The sequence below is a fragment of the Sphingomonas sp. 3-13AW genome, from assembly GCF_049311085.1.
GTDB lineage: Bacteria > Pseudomonadota > Alphaproteobacteria > Sphingomonadales > Sphingomonadaceae > Sphingomonas.
In genome coordinates, this window is the sequence record NZ_JASNVZ010000002.1 from 141,164 (window position 1) to 155,569 (window position 14,406).

The 14,406-nt window shown below is 66.0% G+C and carries 14 protein-coding genes; 9 read left to right on the top strand and 5 right to left on the bottom strand.

The window, feature by feature from the left end:
• Positions 1 to 102 precede the first annotated feature (102 nt).
• Positions 103 to 732: a carbonic anhydrase gene (locus tag QP045_RS03870; protein WP_422513644.1), complete on the bottom strand. Its 630-nt coding sequence runs from the start codon at positions 730 to 732 to the stop codon at positions 103 to 105.
• Between the two features lie 126 nt (positions 733 to 858).
• Between QP045_RS03870 and lipA the strand changes: the two genes are divergently transcribed.
• Together lipA and QP045_RS03880 are read left to right on the top strand one after the other, a co-directional pair.
• On the top strand, positions 859 to 1,785 hold the full coding sequence (lipA, locus tag QP045_RS03875; protein WP_422513645.1) for a lipoyl synthase: 927 nt from the start codon (positions 859 to 861) through the stop codon (positions 1,783 to 1,785).
• Positions 1,786 to 1,789: 4 nt separating this feature from the next.
• Positions 1,790 to 2,287 (top strand): type II toxin-antitoxin system RatA family toxin, encoded by a 498-nt coding sequence (locus QP045_RS03880; protein ID WP_422513646.1) that lies wholly within the window; start codon positions 1,790 to 1,792, stop codon positions 2,285 to 2,287.
• On the opposite strand, the gene QP045_RS03885 is transcribed toward QP045_RS03880, so the two are convergent.
• From QP045_RS03885 to QP045_RS03895, 3 genes are read right to left on the bottom strand one after another with little or no spacing between them, the layout of a single operon-like run.
• Positions 2,212 to 2,751 (bottom strand): CinA family protein, encoded by a 540-nt coding sequence (locus tag QP045_RS03885; protein WP_422513647.1) that lies wholly within the window; start codon positions 2,749 to 2,751, stop codon positions 2,212 to 2,214. The two genes, QP045_RS03880 and QP045_RS03885, sit on opposite strands and share 76 nt — an antisense overlap.
• 1 nt (position 2,752) lies before the next feature.
• Positions 2,753 to 3,271: a hypothetical protein gene (locus QP045_RS03890; protein ID WP_422513648.1), complete on the bottom strand. Its 519-nt coding sequence runs from the start codon at positions 3,269 to 3,271 to the stop codon at positions 2,753 to 2,755.
• Positions 3,271 to 4,425, bottom strand: coding sequence for a bifunctional 2-C-methyl-D-erythritol 4-phosphate cytidylyltransferase/2-C-methyl-D-erythritol 2,4-cyclodiphosphate synthase (locus QP045_RS03895; protein WP_422513649.1), 1,155 nt, complete (start codon positions 4,423 to 4,425; stop codon positions 3,271 to 3,273). Before QP045_RS03895 ends, QP045_RS03890 begins: the two co-directional genes overlap by 1 nt.
• 92 nt (positions 4,426 to 4,517) lie before the next feature.
• Between QP045_RS03895 and dusB the strand changes: the two genes are divergently transcribed.
• The 7 genes from dusB (at position 4,518) to hflX (ending at position 13,635) form a co-directional block, all read left to right on the top strand.
• Complete coding sequence (gene dusB, locus QP045_RS03900) at positions 4,518 to 5,516, top strand: tRNA dihydrouridine synthase DusB (protein ID WP_422513650.1); 999 nt, start codon at positions 4,518 to 4,520, stop codon at positions 5,514 to 5,516.
• Complete coding sequence (locus tag QP045_RS03905) at positions 5,513 to 6,619, top strand: two-component system sensor histidine kinase NtrB (protein ID WP_422513651.1); 1,107 nt, start codon at positions 5,513 to 5,515, stop codon at positions 6,617 to 6,619. Before dusB ends, QP045_RS03905 begins: the two co-directional genes overlap by 4 nt.
• Positions 6,616 to 8,058: a nitrogen regulation protein NR(I) gene (gene ntrC / locus QP045_RS03910; protein ID WP_422513652.1), complete on the top strand. Its 1,443-nt coding sequence runs from the start codon at positions 6,616 to 6,618 to the stop codon at positions 8,056 to 8,058. Before QP045_RS03905 ends, ntrC begins: the two co-directional genes overlap by 4 nt.
• Positions 8,059 to 8,128: 70 nt before the next feature.
• The gene (locus QP045_RS03915; RefSeq protein ID WP_422513653.1) at positions 8,129 to 10,384 is read left to right on the top strand and encodes an ATP-binding protein; all 2,256 of its coding nucleotides are present in this window, start codon (positions 8,129 to 8,131) and stop codon (positions 10,382 to 10,384) included.
• Positions 10,381 to 11,763: a sigma-54-dependent transcriptional regulator gene (locus tag QP045_RS03920; RefSeq protein ID WP_422513654.1), complete on the top strand. Its 1,383-nt coding sequence runs from the start codon at positions 10,381 to 10,383 to the stop codon at positions 11,761 to 11,763. The genes QP045_RS03915 and QP045_RS03920 overlap by 4 nt, the downstream gene beginning before the upstream one ends.
• A 70-nt stretch (positions 11,764 to 11,833) precedes the next feature.
• On the top strand, positions 11,834 to 12,352 hold the full coding sequence (gene hfq, locus QP045_RS03925) for an RNA chaperone Hfq (protein ID WP_422513872.1): 519 nt from the start codon (positions 11,834 to 11,836) through the stop codon (positions 12,350 to 12,352).
• On the top strand, positions 12,349 to 13,635 hold the full coding sequence (gene hflX / locus QP045_RS03930) for a GTPase HflX (protein ID WP_422513655.1): 1,287 nt from the start codon (positions 12,349 to 12,351) through the stop codon (positions 13,633 to 13,635). The genes hfq and hflX overlap by 4 nt, the downstream gene beginning before the upstream one ends.
• 20 nt (positions 13,636 to 13,655) lie before the next feature.
• On the opposite strand, the gene mazG is transcribed toward hflX, so the two are convergent.
• Positions 13,656 to 14,402: a nucleoside triphosphate pyrophosphohydrolase gene (gene mazG, locus QP045_RS03935; RefSeq protein WP_422513656.1), complete on the bottom strand. Its 747-nt coding sequence runs from the start codon at positions 14,400 to 14,402 to the stop codon at positions 13,656 to 13,658.
• Positions 14,403 to 14,406 lie beyond the last annotated feature (4 nt).

A 14,406-nucleotide genomic window follows, 5' to 3' on the forward strand; every position in this document is an offset into this window, starting at 1 on the left:
CACATGGCCACGTCGCGGACGGCTTGAGAGTTGGGGTAGGGACTTCACTGGACCGCGGGGGAGCTTGCCGTCTCCGGCAAGGCCCCGCGGCGATGTAGCGGATCAGGCGACCGAGAAGCTGTCGGTCTCGTCGCGAACGCGCAGCTTTCCGTCCTCGATTGCGAAGACGGCGCCGTGGATGCTCAGGCTGCCGGCGTCGACGCGTTCCTTGACGAACGGGAAGGTGAGCAGGTTCGCCATCGAGACGCGGACGCCTTCCTGCTCAAGAGCGCGCTGACCCTCGGGACCATCGCCGTGTTCGGCAAGAACGCGATCGCGCGCTTCGTCGAGCAGGTCGATCCAGTGGGCAACAAAGCCGCCTTCACCGGGGGCGGTGTTCTCAAGAGCGCGGGTCAGCGCCGCGTTGACGCCGCCGCAGGCACCGTGGCCGAGGACGAGGATCTGCTCGACCTTCAGCTTGGTGACGGCGAACTCAAGGGCTGCAGAGACACCGTGGCGACCACCGCCGGTCTCGAACGGCGGCACCAGATTGGCGACGTTGCGGACCACGAACACTTCGCCGGGGCGCGTGCCGAAGATCGTCGCCGGATCGACCCGGCTGTCGGAACAGGCGATGATCATCACCCGCGGCGACTGCCCGTCCTTGAGCTCCGCCCAGCGCTCGCGTTCTTCCTGCCATTCACCGCCGCGGAAGCGGTAATAGCCTTCGATGAGGTCTGTCATGCGTGTCATGCCATTTTGGTAACAAAGCAAATCCGACGACGCGAGTAACAAAGCATGTCCGGCGTAGCTGCGCTTGTGTGCGCCTAAGGCGGGCAGGTGGTTGTGGGAGCGCCCCACGAGCGCTATCTGGCGGCCATGAACGAGATGACGCCGCTCGCCCGTCCGCCCCGCGAACGCAAACCTGACTGGATCCGGGTAAAGGCGCCTACCTCCACGGGGTTTGCGGCGACGCGGGCGTTGATGCGCTCGAAGAGCCTGACCACCGTGTGCGAGGAGGCCGCCTGCCCGAACATCGGGGAGTGCTGGAGCAAGAAGCACGCGACCGTCATGATCCTGGGCGATACGTGCACCCGGGCCTGCGCATTCTGCAACGTGAAGACCGGCATGCCGCGGGCCGTCGATCCGATGGAGCCGCAGAACGTCGCCGACGCTGCCGCGCAGATGGGTCTGCAGCACATCGTGGTAACGTCGGTCGACCGGGATGACCTGCCCGATGGCGGCGCGAGGCAGTTCGTAAAGGTCATCGAGGCGATCCGCAGCGCTAATCCGACGACGACCATCGAGATCCTGACCCCGGACTTCCGCAACAAGCATGAAGCCGCCGTGGAGGCGATCGTTGCGGCGCGTCCCGACGTCTACAACCACAATCTCGAAACGGTGCCCCGGCTTTATCCGACGATCCGTCCGGGCGCGCGCTACTATGCCTCCCTGCGGCTGCTGGAGAGCGTGAAGAAGCTGGATCCGTCGATCTTCACCAAGTCGGGCGTGATGCTCGGCCTCGGCGAGGAGCGTCTGGAGGTCCACCAGGTCATGGACGACATGCGGTCGGCGGACATCGATTTCCTGACGATGGGCCAGTATCTTCAACCGACGCCACGCCATGCGAAGGTCGCGGAGTTCGTGACGCCCAAGGCGTTCGACGCCTATGCCGCGATCGCGCGCGCCAAGGGGTTCCTGCTGGTCGCATCTTCGCCGCTGACGCGGTCGAGCTATCACGCTGGCGACGATTTCGAGAAGATGCGGGCTGCGCGTGAGGCGAAGCTGGGCGTGGCGCGGGGCTGAAGACATGCCGCGCCACTCCGAAACGCGCCAACTGCCGTACACCCCTGATCAGATGTTTCAGCTCGTGGCCGATGTCGGGCGCTACGGTGAGTTCCTGCCCTGGGTGACCGCCACCCGGGTCCGGTCCAACAGCGATGCGGAAATGGTCGCTGACATGATTGTCGGCTTCAAGGGCCTGCGGGAGACCTTCACATCGAAGGTCACGAAGGAGCGCCCTGGGCACATCCGCGTCGATTACCTCGACGGCCCGCTGAAGCACCTCAACAACGACTGGACCTTCCGGCCGGATGGGCAGGGGGGCACCTTTGTCGACTTCTGCGTCGACTTCGCGTTCAAGAACCGCGTGTTCGAGCTTCTGGCGGGGCAGGTCTTCGACCGTGCCCTGCGCAAGATGATCGGCGCTTTCGAGGAGCGGGCGGCCGCGCTTTACGGGGCCGCTGGCGCATCCTCGAGTTCGGACGGGCCGGGCAGCAGCAGTTCCAGCGCACAAAGCGCCGCCTGAAGCTGGATCTCGCCGCGGCCTTCGACATCGAAGTGCCGCGAATCGGCGACGACATGCTGGGGATCCGCACCGCGTTCGGCACGGGCGAACACGACCGTGCCGACTGGCTTCCGCTCGGTTCCGCCGGCCGGCCCGGCAACGCCGGTGATCGCCACGCCCACATCCGCCTCGGTGACCTCGATCAGCCCCTGGGCCATGCTCCAGGCAGTTGCGATGGACACGGCGCCAAAGGTTTCCAGTACGTCCGTGCTGACGTTGAGGACGCGCGCCTTCAACTCGTTCGAATAGGTCACGAGGCCGCCCTCGAAGACATCAGACGACCCGGGGATGGCAGTGATCGCGGCCGAGACGAGCCCGCCGGTGCAGCTCTCCGCAACGGCGATACGGCGGCCGGCGGCCCGGTTCTCTTCAACGACGCGACGCCCGGCCTCTACGAGTTCGGGGGGGAGGACTGTATGCGCCATGTTATTCCTTGCCGGCTGCGCAAATGGGAAGGCGCATCATTGGGCGGGGGCTTGCGGCGTCGGCCTGTGCGAACAGCACCAGCAGGGCAGCGGTATTCCGGGCGGGCAAGGGCTGCACCAGCGTCATCGCACGCTCTACGGTTGCGCAATCCTTGTCCTGCAGGTTGCCGGTGACGAGGGGGGCGACAAGCGTCCCGATCATTGGCTTGGCGAACGCAGAGTCGAGCATCTGGCTCGCCTCCGGGCCCGCGATCTTGAGCAACGCCTTGCGCGCCTGCGGCCATGCGCGTGTGGATTCTGCTTCGTATTTGCCGATCAGCGTTCCGGAATTCTGCCGGACCAGCGCGCTGGCGGGGAGCGTCGTGGCGCAGCGCTGCCCGACCTGGCGGATCAGGTCCGGGGCGACGAACAGCACCAGGGCCTCCGCCTCGGTGTTGGTGACGCAGGCGGCAGTCTGCGCCTGCGCGGTGCCTGCGGTGGCGAGCAGGGCTGCGATCGCTGCGGGGAAGTAAGCCTTCATCATGCCTCCGGAATGCGGACCGTGGCGATCGCCTGCGCAGCGATGCCTTCGCTGCGGCCAGTGAAGCCCAGGCGCTCGGTCGTGGTCGCCTTGATGCTCACCTCATCCTCCGCAATCGCCAGCAAGTCGGCGATGCGAGAACGAATGGCTGCTCGATGCGGGCCAATCTTGGGTGCCTCGCAAATAAGGGTCAGGTCGACGAAGTCGATGATGCCGCCCCGCTGGCGGATCAGGTCCGCGGCATGAACGAGGAAACGGTCGGACGCCGCGCCTTTCCACTGCGGGTCGGTCGGCGGAAAGTGGGTGCCGATGTCGCCGGCGCCAATGGTGCCCAGCAGCGCATCGGTGAGGGCGTGTAGCCCAACATCGGCGTCGCTGTGCCCGGACAGCCCGCGGTTGTGGGGGATGCGGATGCCGCCGAGCCAGAGCTCTTCGCCGGCTTCGAGTCGGTGGACGTCGTAGCCGGTGGCGCTGCGCACCCGGAAACGAGCCCCGGCGCGGGCGTCAGCGGCCGCGAAGTCGGCGGGATAGGTTACTTTCTCGAGCATCGAATCTCCTGTCACCGCAACGACGTGACCGCCCGCAGCGCGCATCATCTGGGCGTCGTCGGTCGGCTCGCCATCCCCGGACCAGTCGCGATGGGCGGCCAGAATGTCGGCAAAGCGGAACGCCTGCGGTGTCTGCACGCGCACCAGTCCGTCGCGCGGCACCACCTCTCCAAGGGACGATCCGGATTGCGCCAGCGTGTCCGCGACCGGTAGCACCGGCACCGTGCCCGGGGCATCGGCGAGGGCCGACAACAGCCGGTCTATGACCGCGGCAGGAAGGAAGGGGCGGGCGGCATCGTGGATCAGCACCTGCCCGGCGCCGCCTTCTGCCGCAATCGCCTCCAGCCCGGCGCGCACCGACAGGCGCCGCGTTGCGCCTCCGGCCACGCGCGGTACGGGCCCCAGTGCAGCATCCAACTGCTCGAACTGGTCAGCCCCGGTGACTACCAGCACCGTATCGATATCAGGGTGGGCCGAAAGGGCGGCGTAGCTGTGCGCCACCATCGGCCGACCGGCGACCGTTGCGTATTGCTTGGGAAGCGCGCTGCCGGATCGATCGCCGCGACCTGCGGCGACAATCAGCGCGACCGTGCGTTGGCCGTTCATGGGCGCCGGTTAGCGCAACCGGCCGCGGGCCGCCAGCCTTGCCACTGCCCGCCCGGTAGCGTACACGCTGCCCGTTTTTCAGGCACATCCCGATGCAAACCCTCGCTCCTATCCAGATCGGTCCCGTGACCGTCTCCGCGCCGGTCATTCTCGCGCCCATGACGGGCGTGACCGATCTGCCGTTCCGTCGCATCGTGCGGCGGTACGGGTCGGGGTTGAACGTCACGGAGATGATCGCCAGCCAGGCCGCCATCCGCGAGACGCGCCAGTCGATCCAAAAGGCTGCCTGGGATCCGGCGGAAGAGCCGGTCTCGATGCAGCTGGTCGGATGCACGCCTGCCGAAATGGCGGAAGCTGCCAAGCTGAGCGAGGAGCGCGGCGCCGCGATCATCGACATCAACATGGGTTGCCCGGTCCGCAAGGTGACGAACGGCGACGCTGGTTCTGCGCTGATGCGGGACCTGAAGCTAGCGGCGGCGTTGATCGATGCGACGGTGAAGGCGGTGAAGCTGCCCGTGACCGTGAAGATGCGGATGGGCTGGGATCATGGGAGCCTCAACGCCCCAGAACTTGCGCGCATCGCCCAGGATCTCGGCGCGCAAATGGTTACGGTCCACGGTCGCACCCGCAATCAGATGTACAAGGGGGAGGCGGACTGGGCCTTTATCCGCAGCGTGAAGGATGCGGTCACCATTCCCGTGATTGCCAACGGCGACATCTGCTCGGTCGAGGATGCCCGGACTGCGCTTGCGCAATCCGGCGCAGATGGCGTGATGATCGGTCGGGGGGCGTACGGGCGCCCGTGGATCCTGCGCCAGGTGATGGATGCACTGTCCGGTGCCGGCGAGCGCGCTGAGCCGACCCTAGACGAGCAATATGCCCTGATTGCAGAGCATTACGACATGATGCTCCAGCATTACGGCAACGAAGTCGGCGTCAACATGATGCGCAAGCACATTGGCTGGTACACGCGCGGGCTCCACGGCTCGGCCGAGTTCCGCAACAAGGTCAACCAGGAGGCTGATCCGGCGGTGGTCCAGCGGATGCTCGCCGAGTTCTACGCACCGTGGCGCGAGCGCGTCGCCGCTTGAGCCGCAGCGATCCGGAGGCCGGTACGGCTGTGCAGGCCGCGCCCGAACCCGGCCCGGCCGACTGGTTTGCCGCGCTCCCGGTAGCGGCACTCATCGTACGGCCCGACGGCGCCGTGGCGCACGCCAACAGTGCGTCAGAGAGCCTGCTCAACCACTCCGAGCGCGCCATGAAAGGGCAGCCGATCGACTCCCTGGTGCGCCTGCCGGCGGGTGAGGCGTCGCGCCGGGACGGGCATGGCTTTGCCGTCTATGACGTGGAGCTGGTTCTCGACCGGGTGGGCCCGGTGCGCGCCGATTACGTGGAGGGCATGCTGCCCGAGCAGCCGGGCTGGCGCATCATCACCATCCATCCTGAGGGCGCCTCGCGCCGATTCGCGAATGCGGGCGATCGCGGCGGCGTTCGCGCGGCAATCGGTGCCGCGGCGATGCTCGCGCATGAGATCAAGAACCCGCTGTCGGGCATCCGTGGCGCCGCGCAATTGCTGGCCGAAGTCACGGAGCCGGAGGCGCGTCACGAACTCACCACCCTGATCACGTCCGAGGTCGACCGGGTCGCAGCGCTGATCGACCGGATGGAAGACTTCACCGACGAGCGTCCGCGCACGCTTGAGGCGCGCAACATCTATCCGCTGATCGCCCGCGCGCGACAGGTCGCCGCTGCCGGGTTCGCGCGCGAGATGGTGATCGAGGAGCGGTTCGACCCGTCATTGCCCGACGTGATGCTGGATGGTGATGCGTTTGTGCAACTGCTGCTCAACCTGATCAAGAACGCGGCCGAGGCGCTGGAAGAGACTGCTGCGCCGCGCATCACCCTGGCGACGGCCTATCGCCACGGCGTCTCCGTCAGCGGCGGCCGTGGCAAGCCGCGTCGCCCGCTGCCGATCGAATTGTGCGTGATCGACAACGGCCCGGGCGCGCCTCCCGACCTTGCCGAGCATTTGTTTGAACCGTTCGTGTCGGGGAAGCGCAAGGGGCGCGGCCTGGGCCTGCCGCTCGTCGAGAAGCTGGTCGGGGAGCTCGGCGGCGTGATCCGCTATGCCCGGGAAGGCGACCCGCCCGCCACCGTCTTTCGTATCCTCCTGCCGCGAGCGCCCGACGCATGACCGACGCCTCGATCCTCGTCGTGGACGACGATGCCAGCATTCGGACCGTCGTCACCCAAGCGCTTCGGCGTGATGGGTATCGCGTGTCCGCTGCCGCCTCGCTCACGCAACTGCGCGCAGAGCTGGCGACGGCGCAGCCCGACGTCCTCATTACCGACGTCGTGCTGCCGGACGGCGACGGCCTGGAGAGTGCGGCGGCACTTCGCGCGGAATATCCGGACCTTCCGATCATCGTCCTTTCCGCCCAGAACACGCTCACGACGGCAGTGCGCGCGAACGAGGCGGGAGCGTTCGACTATCTTCCCAAGCCCTTCGACCTCGACGCACTCGGCCTTGCCGTGAAGGGCGCGCTCGCCCGGCGGATCAGGGCGCCGGAAGATGTGGCCGAAGCGATCGACCCCAATCTGCCGCTGATCGGCCGTTCCCCTGCGATGCAGGACGTGTACCGCGTCATCGCGCGCGTCGTCTCGAGCGATCTCACCGTCCTGATCTCGGGCGAATCGGGCACTGGCAAGGAGCTCGTCGCCCGTGCCTTGCATGATCTCGGTCCGCGCCGGCGAGCGCCTTTCATTGCACTCAACATGGCCGCAATTCCGCGCGAGCTGATCGAGGCAGAGCTTTTCGGTCATGAGCGCGGTGCCTTTACGGGTGCGGCCCAGCGAGTGGCGGGCAAGTTCGAGCGTGCCGCCGGCGGCACGCTGTTCCTGGACGAGATCGGCGACATGCCGATGGAGGCGCAGACGCGACTGCTGCGCGTGCTTCAATCGGGTGAGTTCACGACCGTTGGCGGCGCGCGGACGATCCGCGCAGATGTGCGCATCGTCGCGGCAACCAACCGGGACTTGGCATCGCTGGTGCAGGCCAATGCCTTTCGCGAGGACCTGTTCTACCGCCTGAATGTCGTGCCGGTCACGCTTCCAGCTCTGCGTGAGCGGCGGCAGGACATCGCACTGCTGGCGCGCCACTTCCTAAGCCGTGCGGCAGAGGAGGGGCTCCCACGTCGCTCCTTGTCCCCGGGGGCGATCGCCGCGCTCGAGAACCACGACTGGCCGGGCAATGTGCGCGAGCTGGAGAACCTGATGCGGCGCTGTGCCGTTTTGGGGCGAGACGATCAGATCGCCGCCGACGAGCTTCGCGGTTCGTTCGGCGAGAACGCGCGTGGCGTGGCGCCCGCATCCGGTGAGGCAAGTTTCGACGCCGCGGTGCGCACTTTCCTGAGGCGCCTGTCAAACGACACCCCCCAGGCGCTGGACGACGGCACCTTGTACGATCGGGTGATCGCCGAAGTGGAGCGGCCGTTGATCGAGGCGATGCTGGAGCGACACGGGAACAACCAGCTGCGGGCTGCCCGAGCGCTCGGGATCAATCGAAACACTTTGCGCAAGCGTCTGGACGACCTGGCGATCGAACCGGGTATGATCCGCACGATCCCCCGCTGAGCAGCATCCCCCACGGGGTCCGAAAGAATATGTGTTTTCTCGGCAACAGTAACGTTGTACGCCACCTAGAATGATCGATGGCGCGCGTATCGAGGACAGGCGGAGTTTCAGGCTCCCGACGCGCTTCGTCCCGGCGATCGAACTCGGTGTTTTCGCCATCGCCGTCGCAGTCGCAGTCGGCAGCTATTTCATTCTTGCGGGAGACAGTGAGCGGCAACGCCTGCTGACGCCGCCGCTGGTGGCGTTGCTGCTGGTCGCCAACCTGATCCCGAACATGGCGTTGCTGGTGCTGCTGGGGCGCCGCGCCGCGATGCGACGTGCTGCGCGATCCTCGCTGGGAGCGCCCGGGCAGCTGCACGTGCGCCTCGTGGCGGTTTTCTCGCTTTTGGCGAGCGTCCCGATGTTGCTCGTGACGATCTTCGCGTCGTTGCTGTTCCAGTATGGCGTTGAGTTCTGGTTCTCGGACCGGGCGCGCAGCATGTTGGAGAATGCCAATGCGATCGCGCAGGACAGCTATGTCCAGATGCGCAACGGTGTCTCCAGCAACACGTCGGCCATGGCCACGGATCTTGCGGCCAACCTAAAGGAATGGTCGCTCGAAAGCATCGACTTCCAGAATTACTTCGCCTGGCAGACCTATGCCCGATCCTTGTCGGAAGCAGCCATCGTCCGGGTGACGAACGATCAGGTGCAGGCGTTCGCGCTGGTCAACCCGTACGACCGCGACATCGAGCAGCAGATCAGCCTGCCTGCTGTCCGCCGCCTGCGGGCCGGGGAGCCGCAGGTGATCGAGGAAGTGGACGGCCGCTTCAAGGCGCTGGTCCCGTTCCCGGGGGAGCGCGACGTGTACCTCTACAGCGCCCGCGTGTTCGACCCGCAGATGACGCTGGCGCGGACGCGCTCGGCTGCGGTGTTGCGCGATTACCAGACGCTGGTGAACCGATCGCGGTCGTTGCAGATCCAGTTCAACGCGGCACTGCTGATCATCTCGCTCCTGATCGTCGGCCTCGCCGTTCTCGTCGCCCTGGCGGTCGCGGATCGACTAGTGCGCCCGGTCGCGCAGCTCGTCGATGCGGCTCGCAAGGTTGCGAGTGGGGATCTGACCGCGCGTGTCGATGCCCCCCGGACGCGCGACGAGGTCGGCGTACTCGCCTCGGCGTTCAACATAATGACGGAGCGGTTGGGGGAGCAGACCAGTGCGCTGGTGGCTGCCAACGAGCAGATCGACAGTAGGCGCGCGCTGATCGAGGCGGTGATGTCGGGTGTCAGCGCCGGCGTCATCTCGGTCGGGTCGGATCGCACCGTGCGCGTGATCAACGCTTCGGCAGCCGACCTGCTCGACACGGATGCGTTGGAGGCCGTTGGACGGCCGCTTTCAGAGGTAGCGGCGGAATTGGACGCCGCGCTCACGAGCGGCGCACGCGAGACGATCGTTCAGTTGCAGGCAGGCGGTGAGGCCAAGACGCTCGCGGTGAAGGTCACGCGCGACGACGGGAGCTTCATCCTCACCTTCGACGATATCACGCAGCAGCTGCTGGATCAGCGACGCGCTGCCTGGTCCGACGTAGCCCGACGGATCGCGCACGAGATCAAGAACCCGTTGACGCCCATCCAGCTTGCCGCCGAGCGTCTGAAGCGCCGGTACGGCCGCCAGATAGAGAACGACGACGGCACCTTCGTCAGGCTCACCGACACGATCGTGCGACAGGTCGGCGACCTGCGGCGGATGGTAGACGAGTTTTCGTCATTCGCCCGTATGCCCAAGCCGATTTTCCACGAGGAATCGATGCTCGACATCGCTCGTCAGGCGGTGTTCCTGCACGAAGTCGCGCACCCCGAGATCGACTTCGTCCTAGAGGCAGACGAGGAGTTGCCGCCCGTCGTGTGTGATCGCCGTCAGTTCGGCCAGGCGCTCACCAATATCGTCAAGAATGCGGTGGAAGCGATTGATGCGGGGCCTGAAAACGAAGGGAAAGGGAAGATTGTCGTCGCCCTGCACGCGACCCCGAACAACCAATTCTCGTTAACCGTCAGCGACAACGGCATCGGCCTTCCCGTTGAGCGCGACCGGATTGTTGAGCCATATATGACGACGCGCGCTCGCGGCACCGGCCTCGGGCTCGCGATCGTGAAGAAGATCGTGGAGGAGCATTTTGGCGCCATCAGCTTTGGCGACCGTCCCGGCGGCGGCACGATCGTGACGATTACCCTCGACCTCAACGTGCTCGCCGCACTCGCGGGCGAAAACGACGGCGATAGTTTCGCCGGCAGCGAAGAAAGTCAGCGCCAGGCCATGCTCACCCGTAATGGAACAGCCCGCTCATGAAGCTCGATATCCTCGTCGTTGATGATGAAACCGACATCCGTGATCTCGTCTCCGGCGTTCTTGAAGACGAAGGCTATGAGACGCGGGGCGCGGCCGACAGCGACGGGGCGCTTGAAGCGATCGCGGCGCGACGTCCGTCGCTGGTCCTGCTCGACGTTTGGCTCCAAGGTTCCCGGCTCGATGGCCTCGAATTGCTGGATGTGATCAAGCAGCGTGATCCCACGCTGCCGGTGCTGGTGATCTCCGGCCACGGGAACATTGACACGGCGGTGGCGGCGATCCGCCGCGGCGCCGTCGACTTCATCGAAAAGCCGTTCGAGGCGGAGCGGCTGCTGTTCCTGGTGGAGCGCGCGACCGAGACGGAGCGCCTGCGCCGGGAAGTCGCATCGCTGCGCGCATCGGCCGGGCGTGAGGACGACCTGACGGGCAGCTCGGCCGCAATCAACACGGTGCGTGCGACGCTGAAGCGTGTCGCATCCACCGGCAGCCGCGTGCTCATCACTGGCGGTCCTGGCATCGGCAAGGAGGTCGCCGCACGGCTGCTCCACGGGTGGAGCCAGCGCGCGTCGGCGCCGTTCATCATCGTCAGCGCAGCGCGCATGACGCCCGAGCGAGTCGATGAGGAATTGTTCGGGGCAGAGGAGGGGGGCGAGCTGGTTCGCCCGGGCCTCCTCGAGCAGGCTCACGGCGGTACTTTGTTCCTCGACGAAATCGCCGACATGCCGATTGCGACGCAGGCGCGCATTCTGCGCGTGCTGACCGACCAGAGCTTTACGCGGGTGGGCGGCCAGCGCGTGGTGAAGGTCGACGTGCGCGTGGTTTCCGCCACCGCGCGCAATCTTCAGGACGAGATCGCCGAGGGGCGTTTCCGCGAAGATCTCTACTATCGTCTCAACGTCGTTCCCGTGGCGATCCCCGGCCTGACGGAGCGGCGTGAAGACATTCCGGCGCTGGTCGAGCATTTCGTGGCCCATTACGCATCGGAACGTCGCGTGCCGACGCCGGAGATTGCGCCCGACGCAATGGTTGCGCTGCAATCCTATGAGTGGCCCGGCAACGTGCGCCAGCTGCGCAACGTGGTGGAACGCACGGTCATCCTGGCGCCGGGCAATCGCATCGGACGGATCGACGTCGACCTGCTGCCCCCCGAAGTGCTCGGCAATCCCGGGGAGAGCGGGGGCGGCTTCGGCGCCAATGCGATCATGGGCGCGCCGCTGCGCGAGGCCCGCGAATCCTTTGAGCGCGAGTATCTGCGTGTGCAGATCCGCCGCTTTTCCGGGAACATCTCGCGCACTGCGAGCTTCATTGGCATGGAGCGGTCCGCTCTGCACCGCAAGCTCAAGCTGCTGGGCATCACCGATACGCGCGGCGACGAGTAGCATGGTGGACGCGACGGCTCCTGCGTCCTAAATCAGTCGCGCATCGTCGCGGTGACGGCGCAACGCGGGTATACCCGCCAAGAACAAAGGGCAGGACATGGCCGAGAAACAGAGCTCGCTCCAGGATCTCTTCCTCAACGCGCTTCGGCGCTCCAAAACACCGGTAACGATGTTCCTTGTGAAGGGCGTGAAGCTCCAGGGCATCGTGACGTGGTTCGACAATTTTTCGGTGCTGCTCCGGCGCGACGGGCAGTCGCAGCTGATCTACAAGCATGCCATCTCCACGATCATGCCGGCCTCGCAGGTCGATCTGGAGCCGATTGTGGCGGCAGCGGCCGAGCAGGGTTCGCGCAATGCCTTGCTGCAGGAAATTTTCCTCAACGCGGTCCGGAAGAACCAGGAAAGCGTTACGATGTTTCTGGTGAATGGCGTGATGCTCCAGGGGCAGATCGCTGCTTTCGACCTCTTTTGCATGCTGCTGCAGCGGGATGGCGTGTCGCAGCTGGTTTACAAACATGCGGTGTCGACGGTGCAGCCGGCGCACCCCCTCAACTTGGCCGAGGAACAGGCCGGATCGGACGCTGATTGACCACCGGATTTGAACGCGACGTAGAAGAATTCTCCCGGGGTGCGCGCGCGATCGTGGTGCTGCCCGACATGGGCGGCGCGAGCCGCGACGCGGATGCGAGGCTTGCCGAAACGGCCGGCCTCGCCCTTGCGATCGGCGTCGAAGTGGAAGAGCGCGTCGCACTGCGCGTGCGCCAGCCAAAGGCCGCGACACTCATCGGCAGCGGCCAGGTCGAGGCACTCGCCGAGACGATCCGCGACAAGGAAGTGCAGCTGGCGGTGTTCGACGCTGCGCTTACGCCGATCCAGCAGCGGAACCTGGAAAAGGGGCTCGGGTGCAAGGTCATCGACCGCACCGGGCTCATCCTGGAGATCTTCGGCGAGCGCGCCCGTACGGCTGAGGGACGCCTTCAGGTGGAGCTTGCGCACCTCGACTATCAGGCAGGCCGGCTTGTTCGCAGCTGGACCCACCTTGAGCGCCAGCGCGGCGGCTTCGGCTTTCTTGGCGGCCCGGGCGAGACACAGATCGAGGCGGATCGCCGCCTGATCCGCGACCGGATGGCCCGCTTGCGGCGGGAACTCGAGAGCGTCTCGCGTACGCGCGGGCTGCACCGCGACCGCCGCCAGCGGGCGCCCTGGCCCGTGATTGCGCTGGTCGGCTATACCAATGCCGGCAAGTCGACGCTGTTCAACCGGGTGACCGGGGCCGAGGTGATGGCGGAGAACATGCTGTTCGCCACGCTCGATCCCACGTTGCGCCAGATATCCCTTCCCGGGGTGGACAAGGCGATCCTGTCCGACACGGTGGGCTTCGTCTCCGAGCTGCCGACGCAGCTCGTCGCTGCGTTCAAGGCGACCCTGGAAGAGGTCGTTTCGGCCGACCTGCTGGTGCATGTCCGCGACATCGCGCACCCCGATACCCAGGCGCAGGCCGATGACGTCGAAACGGTGCTGGCAGACATTGGGGTCGACGAAACCATGCCGCGGATCGAGGCATGGAATAAGCTCGACCTGCTCGATCCCGAAGACCGGATCGAACTGGAGGGCGAGGCGGCCCATCGGGAGGACGTCGTCGCGATCTCCGCGCTGAGCGGGGAAGGGGTAGATACCCTGATGCGAGCGATTGCCGATCGCCTGACGCAGGGACACCGGCGGTATCGCATCGCGCTTGCGCCCGAGGATGGCGCCAGCGCCGCCTGGCTCCACGCCCATGGCGAGGTCGTCGACCACTGGATGGATGATGGGCGCTCACTCTATGATGTGCGAATGGCACCGGCCGATTACGATCGGTTCCTCACACGCTGAGTGAGCAAGTAGTGGAGGTGTCAGGTCCGCTCGGCGGATTTGGCAGCCCCCCAGAGCGCTTCCTTCTCGTCGAGCGGCAGGGCAGAAAAGCGCGCGCCGGCTTCTGCTTCCATTGCGGCAAAGCGGCGCTCGAATTTGGCGTTGGCGTCGCGGAGAGCAGCTTCCGCATCGACACCCAGGTGACGCGCCCAGTTCACCACGGAGAACAGCAGGTCACCGACTTCCTCCGAACGGTGCGCTTCATCGGCTTCTTCGATTTCGGCGAGTTCCTCATCGATCTTGGCACGAGGTCCGCTCGGGTCGGGCCAGTCGAAGCCGACGCGGGCCGCACGCTTCTGGAGCTTTTCGGCGCGACTGAGGGCCGGCAGGCCGAGCGCCACGCCTGAAAGCGCACCGTTTGTGGCGTCCGTGGTCTTCTCGTCACGCTCTGCGGCTTTGATCGCTTCCCAGCCGGGGCTGGCAGCGGCATCGCCGAAGATATGCGGGTGGCGCCGTTCCATCTTTTCACTGATCGCCGCGACGACGTCGGGCAGTGCAAACTGGCCAGCTTCTTCCGCGATGCGGCTGTGGAACACCACCTGAAGCAGCAGGTCGCCGAGCTCGTTCTTCAGATCGCCGACATCGTTGCGGGCGATGGCGTCGGCGACCTCATAGGCTTCCTCGATCGTATAGGGTGCGATGGTCGCGAAGGTCTGCGCGCGATCCCATTCGCATCCGAGCTCCGGATCGCGAAGCCGGGTCATGATAGCCACGAGGCGTTCCATCATCAGA